The organism is Dokdonella fugitiva (assembly GCF_014138265.1).
In the GTDB taxonomy this organism is placed as follows: Bacteria; Pseudomonadota; Gammaproteobacteria; order Xanthomonadales; family Rhodanobacteraceae; genus Dokdonella_A; species Dokdonella_A fugitiva_A.
The window spans coordinates 166,924-184,772 of sequence record NZ_JACGXL010000004.1; the positions used below are offsets into that span (position 1 = coordinate 166,924).

Here is a 17,849-nt window from a genome sequence, read left to right on the forward strand (position 1 = left end):
GGTTCAGCCGGCCCAGACGCGCGCGTTGCGGAACATGCGCATCCACGGCGAATCCTCGCCCCACTCGCGCGGCCGCCACGACAGCTGAACGCTGCGCACGACGCGTTCCGGGTGCGGCATGAGGATCGTCGCGCGCCCATCCGCCGCGGTGAAACCGGTATTGCCGCCGGCCGAGCCGTTGGAGTTGAGCGGGAAACGCTCGGTCGCCTTGCCGTGGTTGTCGACGAAGCGCGCGGCCGCGAGTGCGCGCGCGACGTCGGCGGGATCGTCGTAGCGCGTATGGCCTTCGCCGTGCGCGACCGCCACCGGTATGCGCGAACCCGCCATGCCGGCGAAGAAGATCGACGGCGAGTCGAGCACTTCGAGCGTGACCAGGCGCGCTTCGTACTGCTCGCTCGCGTTGCGCACGAACCGCGGCCAGTGCGTCGCGCCGGGGATGATCGCCTTGAGGTTGGCGAGCATCTGGCAGCCGTTGCAGACGCCGAGCGCGAACTTCGAGGGATCGGCGAAGAACGCCGCGAACGCGTCGCGCAGGCGCGCGTTGTAGAGGATCGACGCGGCCCAGCCGCGGCCCGCGCCGAGCACGTCGCCGTAGCTGAAGCCGCCGCACGCGGCGAAGCCGCGGAAGTCGGCGAGCGCGCGCCGCCCGCTCGCGAGGTCGCTCATGTGCACGTCGACGGCGTCGAAGCCCGCGCGCGTGAACGCGGCGGCCATCTCGACCTGGCCGTTGACGCCTTGCTCGCGCAGGATCGCCACGCGCGGGCGGGCGCCCCGCGCGATGTACGGTGCGGCGACGTCCTCGGCCGGGTCGAAGCCCAGCTTCGGCGTGATGCCGGGATCGCATTCGTCGATGCGCCATTCGAGTTCGGCGTCGGCGCTGGCCGGGTTGTCGCGCAGGCGCTGCATCGCGTGGCTCGTCTCCGACCACGCGCGCATGAGTTCGCGCCACTCGAACTTGGCGAGCGTTTCACCTTCGAGTTCGAGGCGCACGCGCGGCTTCGCGCTCGGCGCACCGACATGGTGGGCGAGCGCGGCGACGCCGTGCGCGGCGAGGATCGTACGGAACGCGTCGCGATCCGCGCTGCGGATCTGCACGAGCGCGCCGAGCTCCTCGCTGAACAGCGCGGCGACCACGCTGTCGCCCCAGCCGTCGAGGCGCAGGTCGAGGCCGCAGCGTCCGGCGAACGCCATCTCGAGCAGCGCGACGATCGCGCCGCCGTCGCTGCGATCGTGATAGGCGAGCAGCAGGCCGTCGTGGTTGGCCTGCTGGAGCGCCGCGAAGAACGCCTTGAAGCGCTGCGCGTCGTCGAGGTCGGGCGGCGCGCCGCCGCCACGATTGAAGGCCTGCAGCAGGCTGCTGCCGCCGAGGCGGTTGAGCCCGGCGCCGAGGTCGAGCAGCCACAGCTCGGTCTCGCCCGCATCGAGGCGCAGCTGCGGCGTGAGCGCCTGGCGCACGTCGCGCGTGCGCGCGAACGCGCTCACGATCAGCGACACCGGCGACACCGTGGTCTGCTGGCTCGTGCCGTCCTGCCAGCGCGTCTGCATCGACAGCGAATCCTTGCCGACCGGGATCGACACGCCGAGCGCGGGACACAGTTCCTCGCCGACCGCGTGCACCGCGTCGTACAACGCGGCATCTTCGCCGTCGTGGCCGACGGCGGCCATCCAGTTCGCCGACAGGCGTACTTCGTCGAGCCTGACGTCGGCCGCGGCGAGGTTCGTCAACGCCTCGCCGACCGCCATGCGCGCACTCGCGGCCGCGTCGAGCAGCGCGAGCGGCGTGCGCTCGCCCATCGCCATCGCCTCGCCGGCGTAGCCGTCGAAATCGGCGAGCGTGACCGCGCAGTCGGCGACCGGCACCTGCCACGGACCGACCATAGGGTCGCGCGAGCAGAGCCCGCCGACGGTGCGGTCGCCGATCGTGACGAGGAATGACTTGCTGCCGACCGCGGGCAGGCGCAGCACGCGCGCGACGGCGTCGGCGAGCGAGATGCCCTCGACGTCGGGCACGACGTCGATGCGTGGTACGCGACGGCGCGCGTCGCGCTGCATGCGCGGCGGCTTGCCGAACAGCACGTCGAGCGGCAGGTCGATCGGCTCGCCGCCGAGCAGGCGGTCGCTCATGCACAGGCGGCGTTCCGCGGTCGCGCGGCCGACCACCGCGAACGGGCAGCGTTCGCGCGCACAGATCGCCTCGAACGCGGCGAGATCGGCCGGGCGCACGCCGAGCACGTAGCGCTCCTGCGATTCGTTGCACCAGATCTGCATCGGCGACAGCTGCGGATCGTCGCTCGGGATGTCGCGCAGTTCGATGCGCCCGCCGACGCCCGAGTCGTTGAGGATTTCCGGGATCGCGTTCGACAGGCCGCCCGCGCCGACGTCGTGGATCGAGACGATCGGATTCGCGTCGCCGCGCGCCCAGCACGCGTCGATGACTTCCTGGCAGCGCCGCTGCATCTCCGGGTTGTCGCGCTGCACCGAGGCGAAGTCGAGCTGCTCGGAGCTCGACCCGGCGGCGACTGACGAGGCCGCACCGCCGCCGAGGCCGATCAGCATCGCCGGCCCGCCGAGCACGATCACCGCGTCGCCGTCCTGCAAGGTGCGCTTGTCGACGTGCGGCGCGCGCAGGTTGGCGAGGCCGCCGGCGATCATGATCGGTTTGTCGTAGCCGCGGCGCAGGCCCGGGGTGCCGCCGTCCTGCTCGAACGCGCGGAAGTAGCCGCCGAGGCACGGCCGGCCGAATTCGTTGTTGAACGCGGCGCCGCCGAGCGGGCCGTCGCGCATGATCTCGAATGCGCTCGCGAAGCGCGGCGGCAGCGGTCGCTCGCGTTCCCACGGCCGCGCGAGGCCGGGGATGCGCAGGTCCGAGACGCTGAAGCCGACCAGGCCGGCCTTCGGCTTGCCGCCGCGCCCGGTCGCGCCTTCGTCGCGGATCTCGCCGCCCGAACCGGTCGACGCGCCGGGATACGGCGAGATCGCGGTCGGATGGTTGTGGGTCTCGACCTTGATCGCGTACGGCACGTCTTCCGCGTGCGCGCGGAACACGCCGTCGGCGGGATCGGCGAAGAAGCGGCGCGCGGGATTGCCTTCGATCACCGCCGCGTTGTCGTGGTAGGCCGACAGCGTGTGGGCGGGCGACTGCTGGTGCGTGTTCTTGATCATCGCGAACAGCGACTTCGCCTGCGCGAGGCCGTCGAGCGTGAACGACGCATTGAACACCTTGTGGCGGCAGTGCTCGGAGTTCGCCTGCGCGAACATCATGAGTTCCGCATCGGACGGGTCGCGGCCGAGTTCGCGATAGCGCTCGCCGAGATAGGCGATCTCGTCGGCGGCGAGGGCGAGGCCGAGGCGCGCATTGGCAGCCTCCAGCGCGGCCTGTGCGTCGGCGCCGAGCACGACGCGCGCGAGCGGCTGCGCGGCACCCGCATCGAACGCATGCGCGGCATCGTCGAGCGTGTCGACGACCGATTGCGTCATCGGGTCGTGCAGGACGCGCGCGAGGCGCTCCCAGGCTTCGCTGCCGCGCGCGGGCGCGCCGTCGAGGTCGAACGCGAGACCGCGCTCGATGCGCCGGACCGGGAAGCCGCAACCGACGAGGATGTCGGTCGCCTTGCTCGACCACGGCGAGCGCGTGCCGAGGCGCGGCACGACCCACAGCGACGCCGCGCGCGCAGGCTGCGCGTCCGCCTCGATGACCTCGCACAGGGTCGGCAGGTCGAGCCCGGCGTCCGGCTCGGCGGCGACGAAGTAGACGTGCCGCGTCGCGCGTACGCGCGCGCCGGCTACCTGGCGGGCGAGATCGGCGTTGAGGCGGTCGATGCGGAACGGGGAAAGCGCGGGCAGGCCGTCGAGGGCGATCATGGCGCAGGCGGCGATGGGGAGCCGCTCATTGTAGCCGATGCGGCCTTGGGCCGATGTAGGCGGCCCCTGAACGGCGACGCCCGGCCAGGGCCGGGCGTCGTCATTACGATCCCCCGCGGGCGCTGGCGCGCCCACGGCTCAGTTGTCGGCGAGCGCCGGCGTGGCGAGCGACTGCAGGCGCGAGAGCATCTCGTCCGGCGGCAGGTAACCGCCGATATGGGTGCCGTCCGGCGCGAAGATCGCGGGCGTCGCGTTGACGCCGACCTGGGTGCCGAGGGTGAACTGCTCGGCGACCGGGTTGTCGCACTTGAGCGGCGCCGGATTCGCACCGCTCTTCGCCGCGGTGAACGCGCCCTTGCGGTCCTTCGCGCACCACACCGACACGGCCTTGTCGTACGACGGGGTGTTGAGGCCGCTGCGCGGGAAGAACAGGTAGTCGAGCTCGATGCCGCGCTGGTTGTACTCGGCGACCTGCGAATGCAGCTTGCGGCAGTAGCCGCAGTCGATGTCGGTGAACACCGTGACCTTGTACTTCGGCTTGCCTGACGGCGCGAACACGATGCGCTTGTCCGCCGGCACGGCGTCGACCTTGCGCTTGGTGTCGACCGCGAGGCGCGATGCGGTGAGGTCGCGCTTGCTCTTCGTGTCGTACAGCGCGCCCTGCAGGAGGTACTTGCCGTCGTCGCTGAGGTAGACCATCTGGCCGCCGACGATGACCTGGCGGAAGCCCGGCAGCGGCGCCTGCTCGACCGCGTCGACCTTCGCCTGCGGCACGAGTTCGGCGAGCGCCTTGCGGGCGGCGGCATCGGCCGGCGATTCCGCGGCCTGGGCGGCGGACGCGAAGAGCAGCGGCAGCGCGATGACGAGCGCAGCGGCGATGTGGCGATGGGTCATCATGGCGTCCTCAGTTCTTCGCGGCGCTGGCCTGCGCCAGGCGATCGAGTTCGGCGGCGAGGCGATCGGGCGACATCGCGATCTGGCCCGGGATCATCGTGCCGTCGGCCGCGAGCATCGTCGGCGTGCCGCCGATGCCGAGCGCCTGGGCGAGGTCGGTGAGTTCGGCGACCGGGTTCGCGCACGTCGCCTTGCCGGGATCCTGGCCGGCCATCGCCTTGGTAAAGGCGCTCGGGCGATCCTTCGAACACCACACCGCTTCGGCCTTCTTGTCCGCGCCCGGATGGATCGACAGCGGGAAGAACAGGTAATCGACGGTGATGCCTTTCGCGTTGTACTGCGCGATCTGCTCGTGGAACCGGCGGCAGAACGGGCAGTCGACGTCGGTGAATACGGTGACGGTGTGCTTTGAGGCCATCGGCGCCTGCGGCGCGAACACGATGCGCTTGTCCGGGCCGATCCGGTCGAGCGCGGCCTTGCGCACCTTGCCGCGCGAGATCTGCGTGAGGTCGCGCTTGGACGCGATGTCGAACGCGCTGCCGTTGAGGAGGTAGCGGCCGTCCTTGCTCACGTAGACGAATTCGCCGCCGGCGATCGCCTCGTAGAAGCCCGGCACCGCCGATTCCTGCGCCGCCTCGATCTTCACGTTGGGGGCGATCTGCCCCAGCGCCTGGCGCACCGTGTCCTCGGCAGGTGTCGCGGCGAATGCCTGGGCGGCCAGCAGCAAGCCGGATGCAAGTAGCGGAAAACGCATGGATACCTCGCGCGAGAGTTCGGGTGGAGCCGGGACCGGCTTCGGCGGACGAAACTTGCATCGCGCCCTGTCCGACCGTCGACCACGGCATCGCGGCCAAGGTTCCCGGACCAACGCGGGATTGTGGCACGCGTCCCCGGCCGGCGAAAGTGAAGCCGATCGCGCCACGCCGTTCAGCCGCGACCTTCAGCCACGCGGGTGGTGGCGCGCGTGCAGCCGCTTGAGCCCTTCTTTCGCCACCAGCGTGTAGATCTGCGTGGTCGACAGCGAACTGTGGCCGAGCATCAGCTGCAGCGCGCGCAGGTCCGCGCCATGATTGAGCAAGTGGGTCGCGAACGAATGGCGCAGCACGTGCGGCGAGATGCGGGCGGGCGCGATGCCCGCGGCGAGCGCGTGCTTCTTGACCAGCGTCCAGAACATCTGGCGCGTCATCGCCGTGCGGCGGTTGCTGACGAACAGCGCGTCGCTGCGTGCCCCCTTCAGCAGCATCGGACGTGCATCCGCGACGTAACGCTGCAACCAGTGCGCGGCCTCGTCGCCGAGCGGCACCAAGCGCTCCTTGCCGCCCTTGCCGAGTACGCGCAGCACGCCCTGGCGCAGGTTGACCTGCGCCGCGGTGATGCCGACGAGCTCGCTCACGCGCAGGCCGGTCGCGTACATGAGCTCGATCATCGCGCGGTCGCGCAGGCCGAGCGGACCTTCGCCCGGCGCGCGCAGCAGGTTCTCGATGTCCACTTCCGACAGCGCCTTCGGCAGGCTGCGTGGCAGCTTGGGCGGATCGACGAGCAGGGTCGGATCCGCGCCGAGGCGCCCCTCGCGCACGAGCAGGCGATGGAAGTGTCGCAACGCGGACAGCAGGCGCGCGTTCGAGCGTGCCTTGTAGCCGCTGCCGGCCACGCCGCCGGAGCGCGAGCGTTCGCCGAGATAGCGCTGCAACTGCTCGCGGTCGGCGCTCGCCAGCTCTCGGCCGCGCGCGGCGAGCCAGCGCGAATAGCCCTCGAGGTCGCGCCGGTAGCTCGCCAGCGTGTTGGCGGCGAGGCCGAGTTCGGACCAGGCGCGCTCGAGGAAGAACTCGATGAGTACGGTGTCCGCGTCGGCCGCGCGCGGTGCCGGCGGCCGACCACGACGGCGCGCGGGAGCCTCGCTGGTGCGCCGCGCGGGACGCGGCTTCGGGGGACGGGTCATCCGGTGCGTGGGTCCTGCGTTGCTTGCGTCGCCGAGCCTAAACCGCGACGCTAGCCGCCGTCACTCCATCCGCGCCGACGATGCCCTCCGCGACTCCCGCCTCCTTGTGGCTGCGCCTCGCCGCCGCCGCGTACGACTTGTTTCCGCTGATCGGGCTGTGGATGCTCACGGCCGGGGTGGCGATGCTCGCCGTGCACGGCGATGTCGACGTCGCCCATCTGTCGCCGCTCTACCTCAATGCGCTGCGTGCGGCGCTGCTCGCGGTGACCGCGGCGTATTTCGTGCTGTCGTGGTCGCGCGGCGGCCAGACCATCGGCATGCGCGCGTGGCGCCTGCGCGTGGTGTCGGCCGACGGTTCTACACTGCCATGGCCACGCGCACTGCTGCGCTTCGCGCTCGCGCTGCCGTCGCTGCTCGCGTGCGGACTCGGCTTCGCATGGTGCCTGCTCGACCGCGAGCGGCGCGGCTGGCACGACCTCGCCAGCCGCAGCATGCTCGTGCGGCTCGCCGGCTGACGCGATCGCCTACGCGGCGAGAGCGCGCGCGACCATGCCTTCGATCGCGTCGAGATCGGGGATGATCGCGCGATCGTCGCGCACGAGCACCTCGGCGCGCACGCCGGGTGCATGCGGATGCTCGTCGCTGGTCGGGATCAGCAGCTCCTGCGTGATCGTCGTCAGGCGCGGGAAGCCCTGCGCCAGCAGGGCGAGGAACGGCATGCCCGCGCTGCCGCCGAGGGCCTTGAGCACGGCGACGCGCGCATTGGTGCGGCTCTCGTCGGCGAGCTGGCCGGTCAGCATCGGGAACGAGAACAGCGGCAGGCGCCAGCCGCGCCACGGCAGGCGACCGAGCAGCCACGCCGGTGCGTTCGGGATCGACTCCGGTCGCGTGTAGCTGATCACTTCGGCGACGGTCGCGTTCGGCAGCAGCACGCGGCCCTCGGTGATCGGGACCATGACGCCTCGGATTTCACGCGGTAGCTCGGCCATCTCTCATCCCCTTGCGCGGACGCCGCGGCGACGCGGCGAACGTACGACTGCTGTGCCGGCGCACGACGGTGCGACGCGCATTCTCATGCCTTGTCCTTGTCCGCCAGCACTTTCTCGGCCAGCTCCTTCGGCGTGCCGAAGAAACTCACCACGCCGGTTTCGCTGACGCCTTCGACCATCGTGCTCACCACGCAGCTCTCCGGCGACTGCGCATAGATCGTGCCGCCCCTGCCCGCGAGGTGCACGCAACCGGAAACCGCGTCGTCCGACATGCCCGAGAAGACGATCGCGCCCGCGGCCGCGCCGTAGCGGTTGGCGACGTCCTCGAGCACGCGGTCGATCGACGGCTTGTACGCCGGCTCGCTGGTCGGCTTCTCGAGCACGACCACGCCCATCGGGTCCACCTGCAGGCGATGCGCGTTCGGCACGATGACGATGTCGCCGTGCGCGACGCGCTCGCCATGCGAGGGCGTGCGCACGGTCAGCTGCGTCACGCGCGCGAGCTGCTTCGCCATCATGTCGACGAACTCGTCACCGAGGTGCTGCGCGAGCAGGAACAGCGCGGGATAGTCGCGCGGGATCTCGGCGAGGAATTCGCGCACGGATTCGGGGCCGCCGACCGAAGCGCCGAGCACCCAGACGCGCTGGATCTTCGCCTTCACCTGGTCGGGGTCGAGCCAGTTCTCGTGGTCGGGCCGCTCGGCGGTCGGCTGCACCGCCTCCTCGAGCGGAATCAGTTCCAGCGCGAGTTCCGACATCGATGGAATCGGCGGCTGAGCCGCCTCGTCGCCACCTTCGGGCGTGAGGTACTCCGCCGCGCTCATCTTTTCGATGCCGAAGGTCGCGCGGCCGGTCGGAGTCGGCTCCGGCTTGTCGCCTTCGTCGAAATCCTCGAGCGACCACATCGCCGACGCGCTGGAAAGCGGCTTGGTCTCGGTCGGCGTGGACGCTGCCGCCTGGCTCTCCGCCTCGCCGAGATCGAAGTCGAGGCCGAAGTCCGCGGCGGACGCCTCGTCGAATGCGGGTTCCGGCGTTTCGCTCGGTCGGATGCCGACGGCGACCGGAATGTCCTCGGGCTGCAGCTCGACGACGAACTCCTCGTCGAGACGCGCTTCCTCGAGCGGCTCCGGCGCGCTCACGTCGAAATCCGCGAGCAGGTCGTCGATGCCGGAGAGCTCGATGTTCTCCTCCGCCGGCGCGTCGAAGTCGATCGACGGCAACGTCTTCTCGGCGAGCGCCGGCGTCGGCACGTCGTCCGTACGCAGCAGGTCGATGAATTCGGTCGGGTCGAACGCCGGTGCCGCGACCGACGCGAGCGCATCCGCTGCCGCGTGCTCGGCCGGCGGCTCGATCGGCGCCGCGGGCCGTGCGTGGACGGGCTCGGTAGCCATCGGCGGCGTGGCGGGCGCTTCGACCGCGGACGCGATGGCCGGTTCACTGCGCGCACGCAACGGCACGGCCTGCGCACCCGCCGGGCGCGGCGGATCGAGGTCGCCTTCGCCGAGCACTTTCGCCGCGAGATGGCGCATCCAGCGCGCCTGGTCCCAGCCGGACAGTTCGCTCGACACGCCGCTGTCGTTGAACACGACCTTGTAGCGCGCGTCGTCGAGCAGCTCGTAGACGCCATCGAGGTCGGCGCTGTCCTCGTCCTCGAGGTTGACGATCACCACGTTCGCCTGCGAACGCGCGAGCGCCTCGCGATCGAGCGCGGCCGCGGCCGCCTCGTACACGATCGGCGCGCCGAGCGCGGTCAGCGTTTCGCGCAGGTGGTCGGTACGCGTGCTCGATTCGTACAGCAGCGCCACCGCGACGGATGAACTAGACACGTTCGCGCCTCAACACTTCCTGGACCTGACGCAACAGGTCGTCTTCCTGGTACGGCTTGCCGAGATAGCGCTCGACGCCGATTTCCAACGCGCGCTGGCGATGCTTCTCGCCGGTGCGCGAGGTGATCATGATGATCGGAACCTTGCGCAGACGCGAGTCGTTGCGCATGTAGGTCGCGAGTTCGTAGCCGTCCATGCGCGGCATCTCGATATCGAGCAGCATGATGTCTGGCACCGTTTCCTGCAGCTTCTCGAGCGCGTCGAGGCCGTCCTTCGCGGTGAGCACCTCGAAGTCCGCGCGCTCGAGCACGCGGGTGGTGACCTTGCGCATCGTGATCGAATCGTCGACGACCATGACGAGCGGCTTGGCGCGCACGTCGACCGCCTGCTCGGGCTCCGGCGTCATGAACGCCGGCGCTTCGATCGCGCCCGCGTCGATGCGCGCGCGCAGCGCGGCGAGGCGGCGCACGAGCGGGGCGAGGTCGAGAATCATCACGACCGAGCCGTCCCCCATGATCGTCGCGCCGAAGATGCCCGGCACCGAGCTGACCTGCGGGCCGACCGACTTGACGACGATTTCGCGCGAACCGACCACGCCGTCGATGCGTACCGCGGCGCGCTGGTCGCCGGTGCGGGTCATCAGTAACGGGATCTGCGTCTCGTCGCTGGTCGTGCGCGGGCGCGGCAGGCCGAGCAGCTGCGACAGCTCGTAGATGTTGAATTCCTCGCCGGCGTAGTTGTGCTTCGGGTTGCCGTCGGCGATGCGGCGCTCGAGGTCGTCGTGCGCGATGCGCGCGACGCCTTGCACCGACGACATCGGGATCGCGTAGTTGCTCTCGCCGAGCTTGACCAGGATCGCCTGGGTCACCGCGAGGGTGAACGGCAGGCGGATCGTGAACTGCGTGCCCTGGCCGTGCTTGGAATCGATCGTGAGCGAACCGCCGAGTTGCTTGATCTCGTTGTTGACGACGTCCATGCCGACGCCGCGACCGGCGAGCTGCGTCACCTGCTCGGCGGTCGAGAAGCCGGTTTCGAGGATGAAGCCGTACAGGTCGCGATCGGACAGCTGCACGTCGGGCTTGAGCAGGCCGCGCTCGATCGCCTTGCGGCGGATCGCCTCGCGGTCCATGCCGCGTCCGTCGTCGGTGATGCGCAGCACGACTTCGGTCGCCTCGCGGCTGACCGCGATGTTGACCGTGCCTTCCGCGGGCTTGCCGACGCCGGTGCGCTCGTCCGGTTTCTCGATGCCGTGCGCGAGCGCGTTGCGCAGCATGTGCTCGAACGGCGCCTTCATGCGCTCGAGCAGGTTGCGGTCCATTTCGCCGTGCGCGCCGTCGACCTTGAGCTGGGCGCGCTTGCCGATTTCCTGCGCGGCCTGACGCAGCGTGCGGCGCAGGTTCGGCACGAGCGAATCGAACGGCACCATGCGCGTGCGCATGAGACCTTCCTGCAGTTCCGAACTCACGCGCGACTGCTGCAACAGCAGCGTCTCGGACTGGCGCGTCTGGTCGTCGAGGATACCCTGGATCGACACGAGGTCGGATACCGACTCGCCGAGTGCGCGCGACAGCTGCTGCAGCTGCGAGAAGCGGTCGAGTTCGAGCGGATCGAACGTGCTGGTCGAATCGTGCTGCTCGCGCTGGTAGCGCGCGATGATCTGCGCCTCGGTTTCGATCTCGAGCTTGCGCAGCTGCTCGCGCAGTCGGTTGACGGTCTGCTCGAATTCGACGAGGTTGAAGCGGAAGTTCGAGATCTGCTGCTCGAGGCGCGAGCGGTAGATCGACACTTCGCCGGCGAAGTTCACCAGCGAGTCGAGCAGTTCCGAACGCACGCGGATCATTTCCTGCGGCGCACGCTCGACCTCCTCCTGGTCCATCGCGGTCAGGTGGCGCGGCGCGGGCGCGGGGCGTGACGCCTGCAGTGCAGCAGCCCCGGCCGTCGCCGACGAACCGGCAGCAGGTTCGGCGTGTGCTTGCGATGCGGCTGCGGCGGGTGCCGTGCCGCCACGCAGGTCCTCGCCGGCGACGAGCGCCTCGAAGCGCGCGATCGCATGCAGCGGCATCGCCAGCGCCTTGCGCTGCGCGACGCGCTGCACGAGTACGTGCAGGCGGTCGAAGCCGCGCTCGAGCGACTCGACCGCGGCGCGATCGACCGCGAGGCGGCCGTCGCTGACCGCGTCGACGAGCGACTCCATCGCGTGGCTGAGGTCGCCGATCGGCGCCAGGCCGGCCATGCGCGCACCGCCCTTGAGGGTATGCAGGTCGCGCTGCAGCGAGACGATGTGGGCACGTTCGTGCGGCGATTCGCGCAGGCTCGCGACCACCGAATCGGCGTGGTCGAGGATGTCCTCGCTCTCGGTCACGAAGATGTCGAGCAGGTCGTCGTCGGCGTCCGCGGCCTCGAGCGCGCCTTCCGGCTGCGGATCTTCGGCGAGCGGCGGTGCTTCGCGACCGCCGAGGGGCGCGTGCGGAGCGGCTGTCGCCGGCGCGGCCGGGGCGACCGGAGCCGGCGCGGCGACTTCGGGTTCATCGAGGAAGATCGAACCGACCGCCTCGGGCTCGTCGACCGGCACCTCGGGCATCGCCGTCGGCGCGGCGTCGTCGAAGCCGCCGAAGTCGGCGAGCGGGTCGTCGCCGGAGTCGAGCTCGACCTCTTCGATCTGCAGCTCACCCGCGTCCGGGAACGGAACGTTGGCGATTTCCGGTGCACCGACGATCGGCGGAACGTCGATCGCGGGCTCTTCGAGCGAGATTTCCTCGATCGGCAGGTCGGCGAACATCGCCTCGATCGACGCGTCGTGGGCGGTGACCGGCGTTTCTTCCTGCGCCCTCGCCTGCAGCGTCGGCAGCTTCTCGAATTCGGCCAGCGCGGCGGCGAGATCGTCCGGGATCTGTGCCTGCGGCGGCAGTTCGGAGTCGGCCATCGCGATCGCCTCGTGGGCGTCGCGCAACCAGTCGTCGACGGTGATTTCCTCGCCGCTCGATGCAGGCGACAGCGTCGCTGCTTCGGCGAACGGCTCCGGCGGCACATCGACGTCAGCCGGCGGCGGCTCGGCGGCGATGCCGGCCGGCGTCTCGGCGACGTCGCTGTACCAGGTCAGCGACGCCTCGGGCTCCGGCAACGAATCACGCAGCGCGACCATGCGCGCCGCGAGCGCACCGGAATCGGGCAGTTGCGCATCGCCCGTTTCGAGGCGATGCATCACGTCGCGCGTGAGCGCGGCGGTATCGCGCATCGCGGCGACGCCGACCCGCAACGGCGGGCGATCGGCGGCGCGCAGGCGCTTGATGTAGGTTTCCAGCGGCGCGAGCACGTTGCCGATGGACGGAATGTCGACCATCGCTATCGCACCGTTGAGCGTGTGCACGGCGCGCAGCAGCGACTCGCTGGCGCGGACCGCTTCCGGCTCGCAATGCGCGACGTACTCGTCGACCACGGCGAGGTGCGCGGCGACTTCGCTCTGCAGGATGTCGAACAGCACCGGATCGATGTTCGGCAGCGGCCCGGCGACGACTTCCGCCGCGGGCGCGGGTGCCGGCGCGGCCGCGCCCGCGACTTCGCCCGCGAGCGACGCGGTCGCGCGCACGTCGGCGCGCAGCGACGGCTGTTCGCGCACCGGCGCGGGAATCCGGCGGCGCACCGTGCGCCGCACGATGTGCGTGCCGGCCATGGCCATCGGCACGCGCGCGTCTTCGCCGGCGGCAACGCGATCGGCCGTGTCCATGATGCCTGCGACGTTCGCGCTCGCGCCCGCTTCCCCACGCAACGCGGCCAGCAGTGCCGGCAGGGTGCCGATCGCGTGCTCGACCAGCGAGACGGCCGCGTCACCCGGCAGGATCGTGCGATCGAGCACGCGATTGAGCATGTTCTCGACTTTCCAGCTGAACTCGCCGAGCGTGAGCGCACCGACGAGACGACCGGAACCCTTGAGCGTGTGGAACGAGCGACGGATCGGCTTCAGTTCTTCCATGTTGCCGGTGTCGCGCTTCCACACCGGCATCTGGTTCCTGAGGTTGGTGATCTCCTCGTCGACTTCCTCGAGGAACACCTCGCGGATGTCGTCGTCGATTTCCTCGGCGGCTGCGCCTTCGAAACCGGCGAGCGACTGTTCGCCCGCGGCGACTTCCTCCTCGATCTCTTCCTCGACCTCGATCCAGTGGCCGTCACCGTCCGCCGACGCGCTGTCGATGGCGTCGGTCTGGGCCAGGCGAAGGCCGGAGAGGTCGTGCGGCTCGGGTTCGGCGTGGCGTGCTTCGCCGACGACGAGGTCGTTGAGGTCGCGGCCGGGCAGCACGTCGACCGTCGGCGTCGCGTTCGCCGCAGGATGGTCGATCACGCCGAAATCACGCGCGACCGTCGCGGCCGCCGGCGGCGGCGCGGCCGCGGCGCTGTGCGCCGGTTCCGCAGGGGCCGGCGTGGGCAGCGGCTTCTCGCGCAGCTCCGCGGGCGGCAGCGGCCAATAGCCGAGCGCTTCGAGACTCTCGCGCGCGACGTCGAGGATCTTGTCGCGGTTGCGACGCTGTTCGCGTGTCGCCTCGAGGTAGTACTCGATCGCGGCAAGCGCGTCGGCGAGCTTGTCCATCTGCTCGGCGGTCGGCACGCGCTTGTGCGCGATCAGCTCGACCTCGACGAAGCGCACGACCGCGGTCATGAGTTCGGCCGCGTTGGCGAGCCCGAGCATGCGCAACGCACCGGCGATCTCTTCCAGCAGGCGCGGGATCTGCTGCACGCGCTGGTGATCCCACGGCGACTCGATGAACGCGATGATGTCCTGCTTGGCCTGCTGGATGTTCACCGCGGCCTCGCGCATGAGCGCGTCGAGGATGCGGCGCACTTCCGCCTTCGGCAGCTCGAGTTCGCCACCACTCGGCGCTTCGCTGTCGCCGCCGTCGCCGAGGCGTTCGATGTGGTCGTCGAGCGAAGCTTCGACGTAGAGCAATGCGCCGGCGACGTCGAGCAATGCGCCTTCGTCGACCGGGCGGCGATGCTGCGACATCTCCTCGATGATTTCGCGCTGTTCGCCGACGACGCGGCGCGGCACGCCGAGGCCGAGCATGCCGAGCGTGTCGCCGACGCGGTTGAGCACTTCCGCCTGCGCGGCGAGTTCGGACGCGTCGGTGTTGTGCCCGCGCAGGAAGATGTCGAGCGCTTCCTTGACGCGCACGAGGTCGTCCTTGATCGCCGCCGACACCGTGCCGAGCAGGTTCTTGTTGCGGCCCGTCATCGAGCCCTGCGCGTGCTGCAGTTCGCTCTGCGTCGGCAGCAGCGTGTCGAGGCGGTAGGTGCGGCGGATCTCGACGCAGCGCGTGCCCGGTGCCACCCCGTTGGAACCGGAGTGCGCGATGTAGTACAGCAGGTTCTTGATCAGCTCGCGCGGCGGCTTCGCCGCGAACGTCGTCTCGCCACCTTCGGCGAAACGGTGGATCTCGCGATCGACGCGACCGAACAGCAGCTTGACCGCGACGCTCGGCTCGAGTCCGCGGTTCTCAACGGCCTCGACCACGCCGGCGGCGATCCACCACAGGCGACGCGGCTCCACGCCGTGCGAGATCGCGCGCAGGCGATCGAGCACGTCGATGAGACGGCGCAGGTGTTCGCCATTGGCGGAATCGCGGAACCACTTCAGCAGCGCGGCCTGGAACGCGAGGCGCAGGCGCAGTGCCTGCGTACGCAGCTCGGCCGGCGCGGTCGGCTGGTCTGTGCCCGCGGCAGCGTCCGGCAGCGGCAGGCCGAGGTCGGGCGAGAACAGCGCCGATTCGCTCAGCAGGTTCTCGCCGCGCACCGCGCGCAGGTCGTTCAGCAGCGGCAACAGGACGATCGGGATGTCCTTGTGGCCGCTCTGCAGACGCTCGAGGTAGTCCGGCAACTGGACCATGCCGCGCATGAGCACGGAATAGCCCTCGTCGCGCTGCTTGATCGTGTCGGCGACGAGCGCTTCGGCGAGGCGCTCCATGTTCTCGACCACCATCGCCGCGCCGTACAGCTCGACCATGCGCAGCGTGCCCTGCACCTGGTGCAGGTGTTCGGAACACGCGCGCATGAGCGCGAGGTTGTCGGGCTCCTCGACGTAGGTTTCGAGCGCCTCTCGCGCCTGCGCGAGCGTCGCATCGAGTGCCGGCTTGACCCAGTTCAGGGCGGTGAATTCGCCATCGTCGTACAGTTTCATGCCACTAGCCTCGACTGCGACGACCGGCGCTCGCCGTGCGCGGCGCCACGGAGGCGCCCGCCTGGGACGGATGGAGGAGGATCAGGGGTCGCTTCATTCGTCTCGACTCATCCCGGCAGTTTGAAGTCGGCGACCGATCGACGCAGGTCAGAAGCGAGCTGCGCGAGGTTGCCGATCGACTCCGCGGTCTGGCTGGCGCCGACCGAGGTTTGCGAGGTGATCTCCTGAATCACGTTCATCGTCGCTGAGATGTTGGTTGCCGCGGCCGACTGCTGTCGCGCCGAGGTCGAGATGCCCTGAATCAGCGCCGCGAGGTTGTTCGACACGTTCTCGATCTCGCCGAGCGCGTGGCCCGCGTCCTCGGCGAGGCGCGCGCCGGACACCACTTCGGAGGTCGTCTGTTCCATCGAGCTGACCGCCTCGTTGGTGTCGGACTGAATCGTCTGCACCAGCGTTTCGATTCGCTTCGTCGCGCCCGACGCGCGCTCGGCCAGTCGCTGCACTTCGTCGGCGACGACCGCGAAGCCGCGGCCCGCTTCACCGGCCGAAGCGGCCTGGATGGCTGCGTTCAAGGCGAGGATGTTGGTCTGTTCGGCAAGATCGTTGATCAGTTCGACGATCGCGCCGATCTCCTGCGACGATTCGCCGAGGCGCTTGATTCGCTTCGATGTCTCCTGGATCTGGTCGCGGATCGAGTCCATGCCCTGGATCGTCTGGCGCACGACCTGCGCGCCGTTCGCGGCGATCTGCACCGAGCGCTGCGCGACGTCCGCGCTTTCGGCGGAGTTCTTCGACACGTTGTCGATCGACGTCGCCATGTCGTTGATCGCGACCGACGCGGAACTGATCTGGCGCGCCTGGTGCTGCGCGGCGTCGGCCAGCTGCATCGCGGTCGCCTGCGTTTCCTGCGCCGCGGCGGACACCTGCACGGCGGTCTCGTTGATCGTCGTGACGAGGCTGCGCAGCGCCTCCACCGCGAAGTTGACCGAGTCGGCGATCGCGCCCGTGATGTCCTCGGTGACGGTCGCCTTTACGGTCAGGTCACCCTCGGCGAGCGATCCCATCTCGTCGAGCAGGCGCAGAATCGCGTCCTGGTTTCGCTGGTTCAGTTCATTGGTCTGCTGCAGGCGGCGGCGCTGGTCGCGGATCAGGTTGTAACCGAGGAACAGCAGCAGCAGCATCGCGATGGCGGCGGCGAGCGCGCCCCACAGCGGGTTGCGGAAGTTCGTCAGGTTCTTCGTCGACGACATCGCGTCGATCGTCTGCGCCGCGGTGACCGCGCGCAGCAGCACGTCCTGGCTGTCCGTGAACGATTTGTCCGACGCGTCCTTGACCGCCTGCAGGTTCGGCGCGGAGTCGACGATGGTCTTGACCGGCTCGGTGACCGCGGTCCATTGCTGCGCGACGTCACCGACGATCTGCTTCGCGGCGGCGTTGTCGAGCGGCTTGATGTTGAGTTCGGGCGCGCCCTCGAGCAGGCCGGTGACGACGGTCTGGTACAGGCGCGAGTCGCGGCCGAGGCCGTCGGCGGACAACTGGGTGTCGGCACCGCCGACGAGGATGCGCGTGACGCGGTTGCTCATGCGATCGGCGAGCTGCATCTGGCGCGAGGCGATGTAGACCTGCGAGGCGCTGGCGTTGCGGTCGGTCAGGATGTTGACGACCTCGCTCATGCGCGAGTTGAGCGCGGAAACCTTGTCGATGAAGTCCTTCGCGTTGGTGTTCGCGGTGAGGACGACAGCCTGGTTGTCGATGATCTTCTTGGCGTCGGCCTGCAGCTGCCTCCAGGCCGAGGTCAGCGCCTCGATCTCCTTCGGCATGCGGACGGAATAGCCCTTCATGCCGGTCTTGTCGCCCTGGTTCAGCGCTTCGACGTAGGCGTTGATGTTCTCGCTCGTGCTCTTGAGCTCCTGGAAGGCGAGTTCATTGCCGCCCGCCGCTTCCGCCGCGTACTTGGCGAGCTGCTGCGAGGACACCTGGATCTGCGTCGTGTAGGCGACTGCTTTTCGATCCTGCACGTTCTGGAAGTACAACAGGACGAAATTCGCGATCGCGATGATGAACAGGACGCCCAGCACGACGAACAGCACCGTGTTGGCGCGACCGCCGCGCTCGAGTCCGACTGCACCCGACGTAGTACTCACACTTCACCCCCTATCGTTCTTCTCTCATCG

General features: G+C 69.7%; 9 protein-coding genes. 1 reads left to right on the forward strand and 8 read right to left on the reverse strand.

Annotated elements, in window-relative coordinates:
• Positions 1-3: 3 nt before the first annotated feature.
• The 4 genes from purL to xerD all read right to left on the reverse strand — a co-directional run bounded on the left by purL (position 4) and on the right by xerD (position 6,694).
• Positions 4-3,861, reverse strand: coding sequence for a phosphoribosylformylglycinamidine synthase (gene purL / locus FHW12_RS13270; protein ID WP_182531508.1), 3,858 nt, complete (start codon positions 3,859-3,861; stop codon positions 4-6).
• A 138-nt stretch (positions 3,862-3,999) separates the two neighbouring features.
• The gene (locus FHW12_RS13275) at positions 4,000-4,758 is read right to left on the reverse strand and encodes a DsbC family protein (RefSeq protein WP_182531509.1); all 759 of its coding nucleotides are present in this window, start codon (positions 4,756-4,758) and stop codon (positions 4,000-4,002) included.
• Positions 4,759-4,765: 7 nt separating this feature from the next.
• Positions 4,766-5,509 (reverse strand): DsbC family protein, encoded by a 744-nt coding sequence (locus FHW12_RS13280; RefSeq protein WP_182531510.1) that lies wholly within the window; start codon positions 5,507-5,509, stop codon positions 4,766-4,768.
• Between the two features lie 186 nt (positions 5,510-5,695).
• Entirely contained in the window at positions 5,696-6,694 is a 999-nt protein-coding gene (xerD, locus tag FHW12_RS13285) for a site-specific tyrosine recombinase XerD (protein WP_182531511.1), read from the reverse strand.
• A gap of 80 nt (positions 6,695-6,774) precedes the next feature.
• On the opposite strand from xerD, the gene FHW12_RS13290 reads away from it, so the two are divergent.
• Positions 6,775-7,209, forward strand: a complete 435-nt coding sequence (locus tag FHW12_RS13290; protein WP_182531512.1) for an RDD family protein — start codon at positions 6,775-6,777, stop codon at positions 7,207-7,209.
• 9 nt (positions 7,210-7,218) lie between these two features.
• Here FHW12_RS13290 and FHW12_RS13295 read toward each other — a convergent pair whose 3' ends face one another.
• From FHW12_RS13295 to FHW12_RS13310, 4 genes are all read right to left on the reverse strand, one after another.
• Positions 7,219-7,650: a chemotaxis protein CheW gene (locus FHW12_RS13295; RefSeq protein ID WP_310735238.1), complete on the reverse strand. Its 432-nt coding sequence runs from the start codon at positions 7,648-7,650 to the stop codon at positions 7,219-7,221.
• Positions 7,651-7,766: 116 nt separating this feature from the next.
• Positions 7,767-9,509 (reverse strand): chemotaxis protein CheB, encoded by a 1,743-nt coding sequence (locus FHW12_RS21620; RefSeq protein WP_182531514.1) that lies wholly within the window; start codon positions 9,507-9,509, stop codon positions 7,767-7,769.
• A complete protein-coding gene (locus FHW12_RS13305; protein ID WP_182531515.1) occupies positions 9,502-15,675 on the reverse strand; it encodes a hybrid sensor histidine kinase/response regulator in 6,174 nt (2,057 codons plus the stop codon). The genes FHW12_RS21620 and FHW12_RS13305 overlap by 8 nt, the downstream gene beginning before the upstream one ends.
• Positions 15,676-15,782: 107 nt before the next feature.
• On the reverse strand, positions 15,783-17,819 hold the full coding sequence (locus FHW12_RS13310; protein ID WP_182531516.1) for a methyl-accepting chemotaxis protein: 2,037 nt from the start codon (positions 17,817-17,819) through the stop codon (positions 15,783-15,785).
• Between the last annotated feature and the right edge of the window lie 30 nt (positions 17,820-17,849).

What these genes read in the sequence shown, in the direction of transcription:
- FHW12_RS13295 (WP_310735238.1), bottom strand. Translation starts at nt 7,650, where the DNA reads ATGGTCCCGATCACCGAGGGCCGCGTGCTGCTGCCGAACGCGACCGTC.
- FHW12_RS13280 (WP_182531510.1), bottom strand. Translation starts at nt 5,509, where the DNA reads ATGCGTTTTCCGCTACTTGCATCCGGCTTGCTGCTGGCCGCCCAGGCA.
- purL (WP_182531508.1), bottom strand. Translation starts at nt 3,861, where the DNA reads ATGATCGCCCTCGACGGCCTGCCCGCGCTTTCCCCGTTCCGCATCGAC.
- xerD (WP_182531511.1), bottom strand. Translation starts at nt 6,694, where the DNA reads ATGACCCGTCCCCCGAAGCCGCGTCCCGCGCGGCGCACCAGCGAGGCT.
- FHW12_RS13305 (WP_182531515.1), bottom strand. Translation starts at nt 15,675, where the DNA reads ATGAAACTGTACGACGATGGCGAATTCACCGCCCTGAACTGGGTCAAG.
- FHW12_RS13290 (WP_182531512.1), top strand. Translation starts at nt 6,775, where the DNA reads ATGCCCTCCGCGACTCCCGCCTCCTTGTGGCTGCGCCTCGCCGCCGCC.
- FHW12_RS13275 (WP_182531509.1), bottom strand. Translation starts at nt 4,758, where the DNA reads ATGATGACCCATCGCCACATCGCCGCTGCGCTCGTCATCGCGCTGCCG.